Below are 16,907 nucleotides of genomic sequence, written 5' to 3' on the forward strand. Positions count from 1 at the left end.
TTCTCAATGCTTGTAACTTTTTTCGATGAGAGAATCCAGAATGACCAAGACTCGAATGGAAGCATTCAGCGATGGAGTGATTGCCATTCTCATCACGATCATGGTGCTGGAGTTGAAAGCACCGCTCACGCACGATTGGTTTGCGTTGATCCCTCTCATCCCGGTATTTCTGAGTTATCTCATGAGCTTTATGTATCTCGGGATCTATTGGAATAATCACCATCATTTACTTCAAGCTGTTAAGCATGTGGACGGCCGAATTCTGTGGGCAAATCTGCATCTCCTTTTTTGGCTGTCCCTCATTCCGTTCGTGACGGCTTGGATGGGTGAAACTCACTTTGCTGCTCGGCCGGTAGCCCTTTACGGACTGGTGTTGCTCTTGGCAGCGGTTGCGTACTATATCTTGAGCCGCTCTCTGATCGTTTTGCACGGACGAGATTCCGTTCTGGCAGGAGCCATTGGTCGAGATTTAAAGGGCAAAGCGTCAATCGCAATTTACGGGATGGGAATTGCCCTCTCCAGTGTGAACTCGTGGTTGGCCTGTGCGCTGTACGTGTTGGTGGCAGTGATGTGGTTGATACCCGACCGGCGGATCGAAAAAACGTTAGTTCGTCTGGGATCGTGACATGCGACAATATCTGAAACTTGTTACGAGAGGGATTCTCGAGTTCTAATTTCAGGAATCCAAGAGAGGAATACAAATGGAAGTAGTGAAAATACTCGGTTTTGCAGGAAGCTTGCGAAAAGCTTCCTACAACAGATCTCTTTTGCGAGCGGCTCAAGAACTTGTTCCCATCGATGCCGAACTTGAAATTTTCGACCTCGATGGGATCCCTGTCTTTAACCAAGACCTGGAGGATCACCCCACCGAAACGGTGAGATTGTTTAAGGCGAAGATTAAAGCAGCCGATGCTGTTCTTATTGCGACGCCGGAATACAACTACTCAATTCCGGGTGTTCTGAAGAACGCCATCGACTGTGCTTCCAGACCGTTCGGAGACAATGCATTCGAACATAAGCCTATCGCGATCATGGGAGCTTCAATTGGGATGGCCGGGACCGCCAGAGCCCAGTATCACTTGCGGCAATCTTTTGTCTTCTTGTCTTGTTTTGCTCTGAATCAGCCAGAGGTTATGGTTCCCTACGTTCATGAGAAGGTTGACAAGAACGGCAATTTGACTGATGAGAAGACTCTGAACAGGATAAAAGAATTGCTGGAGAGCCTGGTGACCTGGACAAGGAAACTGAGAAGCTAGCTGGCAAACGCGAATCGGGCTGTGAATGGGGCAAAACTCATTATTTTAAGTTCTGCCGATGCGTCTCACATTAGCATACCTTGATATTGCCCTCATTCCTTCGCTCCAACAGTTGAATAGAGGCTGGTTTTGCTCTTATTAAGCCGTCCATCCGACCTGCTGCTCATTTCCTTGTGCAAGCTTCGGTCGGCCGATCGTGAGCGTCAGCTTGCCGAGCCCGTCATTGAACCTAAACGGTGCTCGTAGTCACGATCGTCCGCCTGCGTCCGAGTGTCCGTCACCTCACCAACTCAATCTCGCTCGGACGCCATTCCTTCGTGAAGAATGGTTCAAGTGGGCTGTAGAGGCGCAGGATCGTGAACCAACCTTTCCCGGGCATCGTCTGGATCCAGTTGCCCCGCTTGACTCCGTCGGGTTGTTTCGGGCCGAAGTAAACCGTCGTGGAGCCGTCGGCGTCGGGCTCGGCTGCGGGCGACGGATAGCTCTGGCTGCCCGCGCGCGGATATTTTTGAGGCGTCTGCAGCATCGAGCGCGTCTGATTGTCGTAGAGGGTGAAAGACCAGAACCTGGCGGCGGGGATGCCCTTGGGCAGCGTTACCTTGTAGGACTTAGCGCCGTCGAAGAGATTGCCCTTTGAGTCGAGGAAGCTCATCAGATACTGCGAGCCGATGCCAGGGAGCCGCATGATCATGGCTGGCGAGTCGAACGTGTAGGCGTAGTAGAACGCCGTCCGCGAATCGAGCGTCCGCGCTCCGGTCCGCGGAAACGGCTTGAACATGCCACCCTCGAAGAGCGGTGGTGGCGTCTCAAAGGTGTAGCCGCCCTGCCACAGCATAGTGCCCCACTGGGAGTTGGGATAGTAAGCCCAGTCGGGATGCGCCATGCCGTACCGGAAGTTAAGCGCACGCCCGGCCGCATTTCCCACCGCGGCCGCGTCTGTCAGGATCTTCTTAATCCGCTCGTCCGGGTTGAATTCCTTGCCTTTCACGATTCCGACGGCTTCCAATTGCCCGGCGAGTTCTACATCGTAGCTGTCCCTCGGTTCCTGCTGGACATTCTCGTTGATTATCTCGAAAAACGAGTAGTCACTGGGCGGGATCGTGTTGAACGATTTCCCGCTGGCCTCGACGAACTTGGTCTCGGGAACCGCCGGATCTTTGGCGAGGCGGACCTTGCCCGTGACCGCCGTGGCGATGCTCGTGCCGTAGCCGCCCGGCGTGTAGGGGTAGATCTTCATCGACCTCTTGATCAGGTCCACGGTCGGCTTCGGGTCGTTGTCCGTGAGGAAAGCGCGGGCCCCGTAGATCACCCGATTGGTTCTGGAACGCGCGACGAAGAAGCCGCCGTCGGGAAGCGGCCCGTCATAATCCGTGGGCACGATCAAGTACTTTCCACCCTTACCCCGATCCGGGCCGGGAAAGCCGATGTCGATCACCCATGTGAACCACATATCGTTGATAGTGCCAAGCCCCATCGGCGGCTGCTCGATCACCATAGGACCCTTCGTCAGGTCGATCGCGGCCACGTAGTAGATGGTGTCGGCGTTGCCCGTCAGGAAAAGCGAGCTCGAATCCATCAGCTCGGAGAAGATGACGACGGTGTTGTCCTCGGCGCCGATGCTCTGGAAACCCTTCCGGATCGCATAAGCGGACGCGCCGCGGAAACTGTTGTTGTACGCTGTGAGAGCTGCCGTGAAGGCCAGGATGTCATACGCCATCTCGGCAGTTTCCACGCTTGGCGCGCCGTCCTTGAATTCGAGCGCCCCGATACGGGTCTGGATTTTATTGGACGTCGAAAGGGATTTCAACGTCTCGCTGGAAACCTGAGCCAGTGCCGGGAAGCTGGCGGTTGCGAGCACAAGCGAGACTACGACAAGATACGATCTGTTCATGATTCTCTCTCCTCGGTACTCAGTCTATTTCACAAGCTCGGTCTCACTCGGTCGCCACTCCTTACTGAAGAATGGCTCGAGCGGGCTGTAGAGGCGCAGGATCACCCACCAGCTTTTGCCAGGCATGGTCTGAATCCAGTTGCCGCGCTTGACTCCGTTGGGTTGTTTTGGGCCGAAGTAAACCCTCGTCGAACCGTCGGCGTTCGGTTCTGCCGCCGGCGAGGGATAGCTCGGGCTAACCGTGCGCGGATAGCGTTGCGGCGTGTCGAGCATTGAGCGCGTGATGGTGTCGTAGACAGTGAACGATCAGAAGTTCGCCTCTGGAATGCCTTTGGGCAGCGTCACCTTGTAGGTCTTGGCACAGTCCAAGTAGTTTTTGTCGGTGTCCAGAGCCTCTTACAAAATATACATTGTATACCTTGCGTGGTTCCTCTCTCTTTTCGGATCAATTTCGATAATCCTGTCTACGCGCCAGCGAAGTCGCTGGTCGCGCCCGGACAGGCGGTCCACGTGGTTCACCATCAATTCTGCTGTTGCTAGCCGATCTCGTTATTCCGCGTGGCAGCTACAATCTTCTTGACACGCTCTGTTCTCGCATCCATAATTCGCTTCTCCTTGCAGACAGCATATGAAACCTCAATATTGTTTGTGTAGTCTCCACGTCATTTCGTTCGATTCTATTTCGTTCGACTCTAAATAATATATATTTCGATCTGATGCATGGTGCAAAGAATGAGACGAATATGAACACCTTCGATCCGGAAGAGCCCATACAAATTCCCATAGATGGAGTGCTGGATCTCCACACTTTTTCCCCCAAAGAATTGCCGGCTCTTCTGGACGACTATATCGAAGCGTGCCTCCAGGAGGGAATTCGTGAACTGAGAATTATTCACGGAAAAGGGAAGGGCATACTTCGGGATCGTGTGCGCAGCCTGTTGTCGAAACATACAAGCGTGGAATCCTGGTCAGAAGCTCCACTGGACGCGGGCGGTTGGGGAGCCACACTGGTCCGTCTCCGGTATACCGGTGTGGAAGGAAAATAAGGTTTTTCGCTGCATGGGATAACGTTGCTTGCGATCATTGAACAAAACGATCAATGATTCCTTTATCCAAATGATGAGATGCCAAAGATGAAAGTCCGGCGAGCGCCAATAATGTTCTTCGTATTCGCTCTATGTGCGGTCGCTGCTTTGGCGATCTTGTTCTCCATCTTTCCGGATCATGCAGCTTCAGTGGGATGGCTGATATACGGAATGGGAAGCATGCTTATCTTTTTAGTTTTGCTCAGAAGATACCGTGCTGAAGGAACGAAGACCCCGAACGCAAAGATACACTCGTCGGAACCCGTCGGTGCCAACCGGAAAGAACTGGATGGAATCGGATCGCGAATTCGAAACCTGAAACGAGAGAAGAGAGAGAAGCGGGAACATGAGCGGCAATAGCCTGTATCAGGAAGTCAATGGAGGTCATGAGAAAAATTCCTCCGATTTTCTTCTCAACGCATTTTCGAGAGAAGCATCAAACCGATAGTCTCTTCACTCTCCCTTCTGGAGCGCTTGGGCCACCTTCTGCTCGAGAGATTCCAGAAGCTCCAATTCTCGGCCGTATCTGTTCCCGATTTCCAGGATGGATTCGATCCATTCTCGAATTACCTTGCCTTCGGTCGTTACGTACGTGATGCGGGTATCCATCATGCGGGTTAGGGTGCCCATAATATCCAGGAGCAGATCGAGTTTGTGGCAATCGGATTCCATGTTAACCAATGGCGTATGCAATTCCTGACTCCCATACGTGCTCCAGGTCATTTCATCCATAAGAGTTAAAGCAGCTTTTGAGAGAACGTGGATGGCTCGGAAATCCATGCTCTACACCTCTTGTAGTTTGTAATACCGATTCGCTTTTCACAATCCGGGAGGCTGGAGGTATCCTTCGCTCCGGACGACGCAAAGCCGTCTAATCACTCCGCTCAGAACACCTCAGCATTCGCCATCTTATATGCATAATTGCGAAATGGAATAACTCTCTCAAGGAAACCTTTGTTACTCCCGTGCTCGTTTCACCAGCAGTTTTGCACAGGTCATGATATTGTCTTCCGTGTACATCGTGAGTTCGTCTTTATAAAACTCCTGGAAGATTTCCGCTGCAATTTCATGGTCCGGGCGGGAATCGTTCATAATACGGTTGCGCATCTCTTCAGCTCTCGTACGTGACTGGTGGAATGCTGCCGAAATTTCATCTCCCATGAGCGGTCCCTGATGAGCTACGCCCACTATTCTGGGCCGAAGACTTTCCAGACGGTCGAGTCCCTCCACGTATTCGGCATAGCTCGTCAAGAAGAGCGGGAACACGCCTCGACCGGGGAATCTGAATCCCAGGGAATCCGACAGGATGAGTGCTTCGATTTCAGGGATATGAACGACGATCTTTCCAGGAGAATGTCCTTTGATAGAGAGGAAGCGTAACGTTAATCCTCCGAGATCCATTTCGTCACCATCCTGTGCCACAAGAGCATTCTCAAGGGATGGCGGCTCCTGCACGGGCGGTCTTCCCGGCGGCAGATCGTGACCTGCTAGAAAATCGCTCATGTGGCGGTCTTCCACAATGAGGTTAGCGATTGCTTTGGGATGCATGAGAAAGTCCCGAGCACCTTCACCGGTCACTACGAGGGCCTGGGGGTACTTCTGCTGCAGCCCTTCGAGTCCTGTAATATGGTCCGAATGCGGATGGGTCACGACCAGAAAGCTCGGGCTCAAGCGCAGAGTATCCAGTTGGGACATGACCGAATCCACAACAGCGGAGACTCCCACCTCAATGAGGGCAATAGCCTGCTCACCCTTGACCGCATACAAGTTGAAGTAATAATTCCCCACTACCCACAGGCCATCAGTTAATTTTTGCGGAAAGCTGTTGTTCATGGGATCGTCCGTACGAACTCTGTGCATTCACCGTGTACTTGGGACATGGATTAACACGCTCGGCTACTGATTGGGCGACCTTTCGGGTCTTGCATCGTAGCGCGACCGAATGCTTACTCGATCTTTCTGCTCTTTTGGGGAATCGGAAGTCATCGGTGGTTCAACGTGGCCCCATTCTTCTCATATTGCATCCGGAACTGTATTGATCGAGCTTCTTTTTGATTCTATCCCTGTGTTTAGTCGTTGCCTGTACAAGATTTCCCAATGCCCGAAGATGTCGAGGATTATTCGCTTTCACGACGTCAAGATAGTCCAATTCAATAATGGTTCTTTCAAAATGATATGCTATCAACAGAGCGCCATACATGGTCAAGGTCCCGGATGCGAGTTTCTGTTGATCTGCGTGTATGCGGGAGAGAATCGTGCGAACTGCAGACATGGGAAACTGCTGTCCAACATCGAACTGTTCGGGCTTGCGAGATACCATTTCGGAAAGCTTGAGAATCACGTCAGCGTGCAAGAATTCCTCGTGTGAAAGTTTCGTCCAGAGTTCCGACTCTCCGTCAAACGCTTCGGCGCAACTCGCGTAAAAGTATCCGATCGCTTTTTCAACCTCAGCCATAAGTTCAAAGAGACGAACAATGTCCTGAATCTCTTGTTCCCGCATAAAGTAGTAACCCCTCAATTGTGCAGCTCCGGATCAAATCCTCTAAGACGAGCAGCATTAGCTTATCAGCTTTGCCGCTCTCACTATAGAAAATTTGCAGTGAAATACAATCCAAGAAAAAAGTCACACGCCATTTTGTTTGAAGATGTGTGGATGACTCATACTGATTCGCTTTTCTTTTCATAATCCGAGAGGCTGGAGGCATCCTTCGCTCCGGATGACGCAGCCGCCTAATCACTGCGCTCATACCGATGTGCTTTCATAGAGGGAATATTGAGACACCTGTTATTTGCCGGTCCCGGCATGCCTCCTTCGCTACGAACGGCACGGCCTGACTTCGCTTCGGAGGCATGCCGGGACCGGGCTTGCTCCCGCCGGTGGCGGGATTACTTATTTGAACGCACATTGGTATCAGGACACCCCAGCCTTCGCTATCTTATGTGCATAACTGCGAAATGGTTCTCAATACATTTTTTTCCGCGTACCTAGAATCAGATTACCACGTTCCAACCAAGAGGAGTGCCTCGCTCAAGGTCAGTGGCAGCGCGGCGTCCCAGAATTTCCGGCAGATATTTGGGGGCGAGTCCGTGAGCCGGTCGGATGGAACGCACGTTTTGCTCAGTGAAAGTGTCACCTGCTTTCATATCTTCAACAACGAAGAGAGATCTTCGAAATACTCTGCTTTCCAATTCTTTCCCGTTTACATCATAACTGATTCTGCCCAGTGCCTTTTCTGCGGTTTGCACGGCATCGACCATTGCCTTGAACTCATGGGGCTCGAGAGAGAATGCTCGATCTGCTCCTCCGAGATTTCTCGAAAGCGTGAAATGCTTCTCAATGATGGACGCTCCCAGAGCCACAGCAGTCACGGGAGGAGCAAGCTCGAGTGAATGATCCGACAAGCCCACCGGCACGTGAAACGCTTCAGCCAAATGCGGGATGGTGCGAAGATTCATTTCTTCCGGAGGAGCAGGGTAGGCGCTGGTACATTTGAGCAGAGCCATTTGCACGTTCCCTGCTGCACGAAGAACACGGACAGCCTCATCTATTTCCGCCAAAGTAGCCATTCCTGTGGACATGAACACCGGCTTCCCTGTTGCCGCGATTCCTGCGAGCAAAGGATGATCCACCAGTTCAAAGGAAGCCACTTTGTAGCAGGGCACATTCAGCTTTTCCAGGAAATCCACTGCTGTCAGATCGAAAGGCGTTGAAAAAAACACCAACCCCATTTCTTCGGCACAACGTTTCAGTTGGGGATGCCATTCCCACGGAGTGCACGCTTCTCCGTAAAGATCATAGAGGCTTCTTCCTTCCCATGATGTTCCTTTGATCTGAAAATAGTCTTTGTTGCTGTCAATGGTCATTGTATCCGGTGAATAGGTCTGCACCTTGACAGCATCAGCTCCCGCCTTGCGAGCTTCCTCAATGAGTCGTAATGCAGTATCAAGACTCCCGCAATGATTTGCCGATAATTCCGCTACGATGAAGACCTGTCGGTCTGTTCCTATGGAACGATCATTCACATTGAGATGGTACATTGCCTGACCTCGATAATGCTTCTTCGATGCTGAAGGAATTCTTGCGACCCGATCTGATAATTTCAAGGGAACGTTCACCTTCGTTGAACAACAGATCGATGACTGAAGCATACGGAATAAAAGGCTTGAACAGTTGCCTGTACTCAGGATGCTCATAGTGGTGAATCAAAAGCTTCACACCATGTTCATCGAAAATTCCGTATTCCTGGGACAGATAGGCCAGCGATCCGAACGTGGAGAGATACGTCCTTGCGCAGACTCGCTTACAAAGATCGACCAGGAGATGGGAACGTTCGCCGGTGACACCCAATTCGGATGCCAGCACCAACGTAGTTTTGATGCCAAGTATCTTTGCCACCCACGTGACAAGTTCGATGTTCAGCCGACAGAGAGATTTCTCCGGTGCACTCAAGAGGTCGCGGAAATCCGGGAAAAAAGTGGCAAAATGACGTGTTCTTGCATAATTAAGTTCAATTGAACGAATATGATCCTTGGGAAAAGCCGGTGATCTGATCACTTCCACTTCTGAAATATACTGTTTGGGGATTCCTTTATTCCGAACGGGAACCGTCAACCATTCCAAACCTCGGGACGTCTTCACACGGTTTCTCTGCTGCCACGATTGTTTGGAAAAGAGAACATTATCGAGAAATACAAACACGGAGCACTGGTCCATAAGGTCGAAGTAGCCCAGCCACGGAAGGTACGTCGGTTGCATCACAACACAGGTGATCTCATCGTTCACAGATGTTCTCCCGTCTGACAGAAGAGAAATCGGGGAGCAATCGTTTTGTTTGGAGACAGATATAACGATTGCCAAAAATAACGATCAGAACTCGGTCCGGGTAGTCCGTCGAAAACCCTCAGCCCCCCTAAAAAAGAGGGGTAAAGGAACTGTACTCCCCGTAAACGTTAAAATAAGGGCATCCGCTCTCAACTTTCCTGGTAGGGGTCGGCGTCTCTGCCGACCTATGTTGATGGAACGAATCCACCATTTACAACAAATTTGATGATTGTCATTACGAGGAGCGAAGCGACGTGGCAATCTCCCGATTTGTGCCTGTACCTTCAGGAGATTGCTTCGCTTTGCTCGCAATGACAGCCATCAAACGCTCTGGAATCAATGATGCGGTTCGCTTCGCTCCACCAGCATCCTTCGCGTTCGAACCCCGTCTCAAGATCGCATCCGAAAAATAACTTCTTACAATAGGTTTTACTCGCATTCCGGAATGACACGCGGTGAGATCACCTGGAAAATCTTCCGACACGATGATTGATAAACGAGTTTCAAATGCGGGTTTTCCCTCAAATTGCCCGCTTCGCCCCAGTAAAGGTCCGAAACCAGGATGTAGTCGCACTCCGTTTGGCCTAACGTTCTCCAGATTCGGCCGTCATACCAGCCAATGACTTTTTTGACGAAATCGAAATCTACACGGCGGCCGTCCTTTTCAGCGAGAGGAACGCCATCGAGGCTTCCAATGAACGGCCAGTATACAAGACCGTACACAAACATTGCGCTCTCAAACGCAACCCGATCGAAAGATTGCGGGCGGCTCATTCCGTAGAGCGGCCAATATCGAATGAGATCCGAAGCATGCGCAACCGATTCATTCACGAGTCTTTTCAGCCGGGAGTCCGGCAAGCCAAGCATATTCCATGCTTTCAAATATCGAGCGACTTCCTCGGCCGGACTCCTATTATCCACGATCAAATGCCCGAAGAACAAGTAATTATCAGTGTACATGGGGATCAAATTAACATCGTCCCAATCCATTGCCAGGACGACTGAACCCTTTGGGCTGTTTTCTCGTAACCATTGGTATGCTCCGTATTGTCCATCTTCGAGATAATGACTTGAATCCTGAAGATTTTTCCATGCAAATTGGGAAAATCCCACGAGCGGAACGACAATGACCAGAAGAATCGATAAGACGGAAACGGCTCTCTTAAGTCGATTTTTCCACAGAGCAGATCCAATCCATTGCTCAGACGATCGACTAAGCCATCCGATGAAGGCTGCTGCAACAAAACATAGCCATACCAGGGAATGAGCCCTGTACAAAAGCCGGTACGAGACCAACGAGTTGCTCGCGAAAAGATCGAGAATAACAAACACGAGCCCGATCGATCCAAGTACGATCAGCCAACGGCGCAATTCCCGATTACTTCCTGCAGCATAGAGAGACACAGCGATTATCAAAGCGTATTTCACAAAAAGGAACAGAGCGTCGAAAAATGTAGCACCCTCCCGCAGTTCCGAAAAGGAGATATTCCAGATAGAGCCGAATGAGTTCGTGTCGCTTGAATAGCTGAGAACAAGATTCGGATAATTCATCAGCGCCAGTGCTGCCAAGATACTCAGTCCCAAACCGAAGAACTCGAATCCCTTTCGCGGTTCTTTTTCAAGGAAGAACATCGCTGTCAGTCCAGCGAGTATCAAGTACCCCACAATGGTCTGCGGAGGATAATTGAAGGCCAGCGCAACAGATAAGATGAGAGCAAGGAAAAATGCCCACCATGTCTGCCGCCGCTCCAGGGTAACGAAACTCCACATGGTTGCGAGAAAGACGCAGCTCGACACAGAGGTGACAAGAAACCTGAAATTAGTGCTGTAATCGTACTCGTTTACCGTGAGAATAACAGCCCAATATCCGAGGAATACCTTGAGCGGTTTCATGATTTCAGGGGAGGACGTAAAGATGTACCATGACGGCAAATAGAAGAGAACATATAATGCCGCAAACACGCATACTCTTGGATTGTCCAAGAAGAGCCGCAGTAATAAATAGCACAGGAGAAAGATAATCCCCGGGAAAATGCAGCGGCTAATGACGATGGAGACACGCCTATCCGATGCGATCCAGGAGGGGACCGCTGCAAGCGCAGTCGACACAACCTTCAATAATTCTATGGAACCTCGTTGTGACTTCTCTTTTGCTGTGGGACTTCCACTCAGGAGGTTTCCTTTGACGGCTCCCATGACCAGAGCCCCGTACTGATACGTATCACCCGAACGGAAACGCTGCGAATTAACAGGGGTCCAGACGTGACCGTCAACGGGCCTCATTATGGGGGCCAACTCCGGTAATGCGGAGACAAAAACGCAGAACAGAAATCCGATCAAAGCGGCTAGAGGAATGCGATCGATAATAGTGTGTATTTTTCCGGGCACCTGAAAATCAGTCATATCGATTCGCTTTTCTTGTCATAATCTGGGAGGCTGGAGGTATCCTTCGCTCCGGACGACGCAAAGCCGTCTAATCACTCCGCTCAGAACACCTCAGCCTTCGCCATCTTATATGCATAATTGCGAAATGGTATCATGGGATGCAGACCGCAAATCAAAGCGATTGAACGATTGCGACTATGGATCTGAAGTCCTTTGTTTTCATGCTCTTTCCGATATCATGAAGAGCATTCTGCAGATATGCGGGATGCTTTCTCACTATCAGGAAGAAATACCCGAAAATGGCATTCAACAAATCCGAGAGTCTCGGATCGACAAGATAACAGGTGTTGCACGCGGGAGGCAGCTCCTGTGCCAAGCCCTCGAATGAAGCGTTTCTCATCTTTCCGAGAATTGAATTGTTGTAAGCCGATTCCAGATCTTCATGGACAGTTCCGAAAATTAGTTCTCCATGATAATCCCTGCAACACGCGCTGATACTCCCGTCTCTCAATATGTGAAATCCGCCCCAGAGCTGATGGCACGGCATATTTAACGAGAAATCATCCAAATAGTTTTTTTCGAGAAAATACTCGTTTTGAGGCGCAAGTGAATTGATGAACCCGAACGAGAAATTTTCCGGGCCGGTCAGATAGGAAAAAACGAGGGGAATGAACGCGAGTTCGTGAAAATTGTCCTGTGACACAATGCTATGCACCGATACCGGAAAAGGCGATGAACTCGCAGCATTTCTCTTGGAGAAAGCCAGCAGAGATCGTTGGAACTGTTCCCATTTTCCACCGCACCGAATTTTTTCGTACGTGGGTTTGCTTGCAGCATCGATGGAAGGACGAATACTGACGATAACATCCCGAAATTCGAAGATGGTGTCGAGCTGCTTTTCACCCAGCAAGAAGTTCGACGAAAGAAAGCCCACACGGAGCTTCTTCTTACGCAATATTTTCAGGTAGTCCGCGAGATTCCTGTTTGCAAGCGGTTCGCCGATAGTATGGAGTGAACTGATGTTGATTCTTAATTTCGAGAGCTTGTCCGTAATAGATTCGAAAAGATCCGGATCCATAAGACCTTTGGGTCTGGTGGAGAGTGACGTCCGGCACATGGCACAATCGATGTTGCAGGTATTGTTGATCTCCAGCACAATTTCCCGGGGCACAGGGATCGGCTTTGTCGGATCGCCCAGAGGGACTGTCTGCTTCAGATATTCCCGGAGATTCAGGTTTTCGAGACTTTCTATAATATCCGCAATCCTGTTGAGGTTTGCCTGCTTTCTCGTGTTGTATCGGGCATAGTATCGATACCATCGAGTAAAGTAGAATCTTTCTTTGACAGGTCTCGGGACGATTTTTTTTATCAGTTGCAGCAAGCCGTTCCCCATTCTCATGGAAATCAGGCACGAAACATGATTGATTCGATTTTGTATTGATGAAGAATAGGGGAGAGAGACTCCTGCAAAGTTATCCCTGAATGGATTATGTCGTTAGCTCAGGTTCGAATTGAAGCATCAGCCTTATCAACTGACGTGGTGGTCTTGGCATCGCGGGTACAGCCACGGTAGGGGCAGGTCTCGTGCCTGCCCACCCGGAATGACCGGCACGGAGGCCGGTCACTACCGGGCACCCACGAGGGATGCCCCTACCTGATTCGCATTGGCCTTCATTCGCCGGACCAGGAAGGTCTTTGCCAGAAATCTTAGACTGACTCTCTGCTGAACTAAGGACACAGTCCTTCTCCGAGTTTTCTTCATAGCGTCATCGTATCACAGGCGAAACGATCGCCAAAATAGCATACGAAATTAATGGAATCCAAGCTGAATCGAATGTTCTCAGGATGGCGGGTTGAGTAGAGTGCGGCAGAAATCCTGAATCGAAGCCATTACGTCAAGAAATGCGTCCAAGTCCTCTGGTTTGCGATAGAAAAGACTGGCTCCTAGTTCAAAGCTGATCCGGGCATCGCTTTCCGCGTCCGAAGTAGTCAGCACAATGACAGGAATATCTGAGGTGGCGGGGACCTTCCGTATCTCAGCCAGGACTTCGCGTCCGTTTTTTCTCGGAAGATTCAGATCCAATATAACCAGATGCGGCTTGACGGCTTCGGCGTAATCGCCTCTCCGGAACAGGTAATTCAGCGCTTCTTCACCATGACGTGCCACACGCAGGTTGATTTTGATCTCCCACGTCAGGATTGCCTGTCGCATCATGTGAATGTCCACAGGATTGTCTTCGACCACCAGAATTTCAAGCGTGTCGGTATCCGCTTGAGGAAAATCCATGGTCATGGCTGTCTATCCGGTATAGTGAAAAGGAAAGTGGATCCTTTTCCTGGTTCAGACTCTACCCATACGCGTCCGCGATGCCGTTCGATGATTTTCTTGACAATGGCGAGTCCCATGCCGGTGCCATCAAACCGTTCTTGACCATTCAACTGCTGGAATATTACAAACACCAGATCGAAGTAATCGCTGTCGATCCCTATACCGTTGTCTTTGACCGAAAAAATCCATTCATTCCCCGACCGACTGGCAGAAACATGAATTCTCGGCGGTTTGGCAGTCCGATATTTTATCGCATTCCCGATGAGATTCTGAAATACCCGTATCATCTGTATTGAATCGGCATGAATCGGAGGCAACGCATCGTGAGTGATCGTTGCCTCACTCCCATCTATGAGTGTTCTTAAATTGAGAAGGGCTTGCTTCAGAACTTCTTCGGTATCGAGGATTTCCAGTGAGTCGCCGCGAGTAGAGATTCGAGAATACGCGAGCAAGTCTCTGATAAGAGCATTGGTCTTTTTGGCAGAATCTACTGCATAGCCTATCAGGTCATTTGAAGTCTTTCCTAACCCACCCTCGTGTTCTTTCTGGATCAGTTGCAGACAGTTCACAATATTGCGCAACGGCTCCTGAAGATCGTGCGATGCAATATACGCAAACTGTTCGAGATCCTGATTGGAGCGGGTCAGGTCTTCCGTCCGCATTTGCAGGAGTGCTTCATTCCGTTTGCGATCCGTAATGTCCCGAATTACCACGACAGATAGTCCATCGCCCTTTGGATCGCAAAAAATGCTTTCCGATATTTCTGTGGGGAACACTGTTCCGTCCGCACGGCGGCAATTCAGTTCACCCACCGCTTTCCTTTTATTTATCTTCTCTTCCAGGAAGGAAGTACGTCTCGAATCGGATTCATCCATTAAATTGGAGAGCTTCAGCGAACACATTTCCTGTTCCGAACGATTGAATATCTGGCAAGCGGCCGGATTTACAGCCAGGATTTGTTCGTCCGAAATCCTTGCAAGCAACAGGGCATCAATACTGTTTTCGAACACCAATCGGAATTGCTGCTCGCTTTCGACAAGAGCTGCTTCCGTGAATTCGTGTTCTTCGATCTTCTTCTTGAGTCTTTCGTTCAGTACGGCCAGTTGTGCCGTTCGTTCGACTACTTTTCTTTCGAGATTTGCATTGAGCAGCCTTATCTTCGCTTCTGCCTGCTTGCGTTCGGCAATATCGACATCAATGCAGTACATCTCTTTTTCGCCATGTATGTTTTCGAACATTACGTGGCTGGAGAATACGGGTACTACCGTCCCGCTCTTGTGCATCAATTCCAATTCTCCAGGAGGCACGCGTTTACCGTATTTGATCCAGTTCTCAATCGCGCTGACAACCTGCTCGCGCATACGAGGGGGAATAATTAATTCTTCCAGCTTCTTACCAATGACATCTTCTTTCGCATAGCCGTAAAGTTGTTGACTGGCGGAATTCCAAAAAATTACCTCTCTATCTGCATTATAACCTTGAACGGCAATATTTGGTATGTCTTCGACAAGAGAGCGGAACCGCATCTCGCTCTCCAGGAGAACCTGCTCGGCTTTCTCCTGATCTGTAACGTCTCGAGCCGTAATTTGAACCAATTTGTCATACTGTGTGATAACGGATTTCAGATCCACCACAAAATCTCTGACCTCTCCGGTACTCATCGGCAACCTGGTCTTAAAAGCTCCGTGATGCCGATCAAGCGTTTCGACAAAGTCCTGAAGAATCTCTTTTGTGGCAAAGATCGCCTGAATTTCAGGAATGCCGTGCTTGGGCAGGTCTCCCCGACTACAGCTCAAAAACTTGAGAGCCTTGTCATTACAGTCCACAATTTTTCCGGAATGCGGGTCCACAAGAAAGGTCATGTGGGCACTTTGCTCAAAAAGGATACGATATTTTTCCTCATCCGCCTTCAGCGCTGTCTCAACAGTTTTGTTGTGAGTAATATCACGGAATGTGATCATGTATCCGGCAGGCATTCCTTCATCGTCTCTGAAGGGCACGGAACTGAGTTGAACATCCAGTATCGTTCCTTCTCGAGTGATCCGTTTGGTTTCGAAGGTCGGAACCGAGCCTCCTCTCATCAAAATCTCGATCATCTCATCGGTCTGGGAAGTAAAATCTTCAGGGACATCCTCGATGATCATTCCGATCGCTTCTTCGGGGGACCAACCGAAAGCTGCAGTAAAAGCCGAATTGAGAAACAAAACATGTCCGTGCTTGTCATACAATGCCGATGGATCGGAGAGATCCCTTACGAGAGCTCGCAAAACAGTCTCGCTTTTCCTGCCGGACAATCTTGCTTGCACCCGAGTCTGTTTCGTCTTTTCATTTTTCTCAGGCAGTCGGCGTAAGGCGAGTGGTTCTTTTTGGACTATCCCATGCTCTTTTTTCCGGGTTTTCATAACTTTCCCAGCCTGACGTTCTAATTAGGAATGGTAACCTTTTACGACCTGATTCGCTTTAACTGCCGCTACTTGGCCTCTCTTCCCGAGAAATTTCGATGAGGCAAGCATCGGCGGTACCAAAATTTTCTGGTAGACAAGAATTACCCTATTATTAATAGGAACATACCTCATCGCTGGTTGGCAATCAACTGTCAATTTTCCCTTATCCCACCGACAAACGATGCAATCTGCCGCATGTCCCGCTCCGCGGCACCACTGGAGATTCTAAATGTCATTCTGATTCTTCTCTCTCTTAATGAGGAGTGGATGCCCATCACAATAGTCATCTTGAGTGGAAATGAAAGAGAACAAGAGAGACACCAAATGCGCAATTTATGGCAGATCCAGTATTCATCTTTTGAGACAGTCTCGCAAACCCACGGGAGCGATACGGGAAATCCCTTGTCTTAAAGATCCTGAAGGGGGCGACCGACGATATTTGAGCATTACTGCTTGTTGGTCGACTCTTTCAGGGTCGCTCAACTATGCTTTGAAGCGTGCCGCCGTCCACGGGTTACACCCGTGGCATCGGGACGCCCTCCCAGGGCGTGCCCGCTCATGACTGAACGGCTGCCCGACCCATGTTCTTCCCGTATGGAGACACGTTAATAAACCGTACACTGGAAGGCTTTCCCTTTGAATTGACATTCCGATATTGTATACTCCTGTGCGTTTTCGAACCCTGGAGAACGGTG

The 16,907-nt window shown here is 50.0% G+C and carries 14 protein-coding genes and 1 pseudogene; 4 read left to right on the forward strand and 11 right to left on the reverse strand.

Translation table 11 applies throughout. The features are described from left to right. The first annotated feature begins 40 nt into the window (after positions 1-40). A complete protein-coding gene (locus tag DESTI_RS08505) occupies positions 41-625 on the forward strand; it encodes a TMEM175 family protein (RefSeq protein WP_014809559.1) in 585 nt (194 codons plus the stop codon). A gap of 76 nt (positions 626-701) precedes the next feature. Further along, positions 702-1,256, forward strand: a complete 555-nt coding sequence (locus DESTI_RS08510) for an NADPH-dependent FMN reductase (RefSeq protein WP_014809560.1) — start codon at positions 702-704, stop codon at positions 1,254-1,256. Between the two features lie 277 nt (positions 1,257-1,533). Here DESTI_RS08510 and DESTI_RS08515 read toward each other — a convergent pair whose 3' ends face one another. Both DESTI_RS08515 and DESTI_RS29810 read right to left on the reverse strand, forming a co-directional pair. Further along, entirely contained in the window at positions 1,534-3,147 is a 1,614-nt protein-coding gene (locus DESTI_RS08515; RefSeq protein WP_014809561.1) for a DUF1254 domain-containing protein, read from the reverse strand. Between the two features lie 24 nt (positions 3,148-3,171). Beyond that, positions 3,172-3,537: pseudogene (locus tag DESTI_RS29810) on the reverse strand (DUF1214 domain-containing protein); the annotation flags it as partial. Positions 3,538-3,890: 353 nt separating this feature from the next. Between DESTI_RS29810 and DESTI_RS08520 the strand changes: the two are divergent. Together DESTI_RS08520 and DESTI_RS08525 are read left to right on the forward strand one after the other, a co-directional pair. Beyond that, positions 3,891-4,193 (forward strand): Smr/MutS family protein, encoded by a 303-nt coding sequence (locus DESTI_RS08520; protein WP_014809562.1) that lies wholly within the window; start codon positions 3,891-3,893, stop codon positions 4,191-4,193. Positions 4,194-4,280: 87 nt separating this feature from the next. Further along, positions 4,281-4,592, forward strand: coding sequence for a hypothetical protein (locus tag DESTI_RS08525; protein WP_014809563.1), 312 nt, complete (start codon positions 4,281-4,283; stop codon positions 4,590-4,592). A 93-nt stretch (positions 4,593-4,685) separates the two neighbouring features. On the opposite strand, the gene DESTI_RS08530 is transcribed toward DESTI_RS08525, so the two are convergent. From DESTI_RS08530 to DESTI_RS28600, 9 genes are all read right to left on the reverse strand, one after another. Further along, the gene (locus tag DESTI_RS08530) at positions 4,686-5,012 is read right to left on the reverse strand and encodes a hypothetical protein (protein WP_014809564.1); all 327 of its coding nucleotides are present in this window, start codon (positions 5,010-5,012) and stop codon (positions 4,686-4,688) included. Positions 5,013-5,189: 177 nt separating this feature from the next. After that, entirely contained in the window at positions 5,190-6,065 is an 876-nt protein-coding gene (locus tag DESTI_RS08535; RefSeq protein WP_014809565.1) for an MBL fold metallo-hydrolase, read from the reverse strand. A 160-nt stretch (positions 6,066-6,225) separates the two neighbouring features. Beyond that, complete coding sequence (locus tag DESTI_RS08540; protein WP_014809566.1) at positions 6,226-6,732, reverse strand: hypothetical protein; 507 nt, start codon at positions 6,730-6,732, stop codon at positions 6,226-6,228. A 491-nt stretch (positions 6,733-7,223) separates the two neighbouring features. Continuing rightward, entirely contained in the window at positions 7,224-8,270 is a 1,047-nt protein-coding gene (gene pseI, locus DESTI_RS08545) for a pseudaminic acid synthase (RefSeq protein WP_014809567.1), read from the reverse strand. Next, positions 8,248-9,015, reverse strand: a complete 768-nt coding sequence (locus tag DESTI_RS08550) for a WbqC family protein (RefSeq protein ID WP_014809568.1) — start codon at positions 9,013-9,015, stop codon at positions 8,248-8,250. Before DESTI_RS08550 ends, pseI begins: the two co-directional genes overlap by 23 nt. Positions 9,016-9,483: 468 nt before the next feature. Continuing rightward, positions 9,484-11,457 (reverse strand): glycosyltransferase family protein, encoded by a 1,974-nt coding sequence (locus DESTI_RS08555; RefSeq protein ID WP_014809569.1) that lies wholly within the window; start codon positions 11,455-11,457, stop codon positions 9,484-9,486. 154 nt (positions 11,458-11,611) lie between these two features. Further along, entirely contained in the window at positions 11,612-12,820 is a 1,209-nt protein-coding gene (locus DESTI_RS08560) for a radical SAM/SPASM domain-containing protein (RefSeq protein WP_169316376.1), read from the reverse strand. A gap of 459 nt (positions 12,821-13,279) precedes the next feature. Beyond that, on the reverse strand, positions 13,280-13,732 hold the full coding sequence (locus tag DESTI_RS08565) for a response regulator (RefSeq protein WP_014809571.1): 453 nt from the start codon (positions 13,730-13,732) through the stop codon (positions 13,280-13,282). Further along, entirely contained in the window at positions 13,729-16,170 is a 2,442-nt protein-coding gene (locus DESTI_RS28600; RefSeq protein ID WP_014809572.1) for a PAS domain S-box protein, read from the reverse strand. The genes DESTI_RS08565 and DESTI_RS28600 overlap by 4 nt, the downstream gene beginning before the upstream one ends. Between the last annotated feature and the right edge of the window lie 737 nt (positions 16,171-16,907).

Origin of the sequence: Desulfomonile tiedjei DSM 6799 (assembly GCF_000266945.1) — a bacterium.
In the GTDB taxonomy this organism is placed as follows: domain Bacteria; phylum Desulfobacterota; class Desulfomonilia; order Desulfomonilales; family Desulfomonilaceae; genus Desulfomonile; species Desulfomonile tiedjei.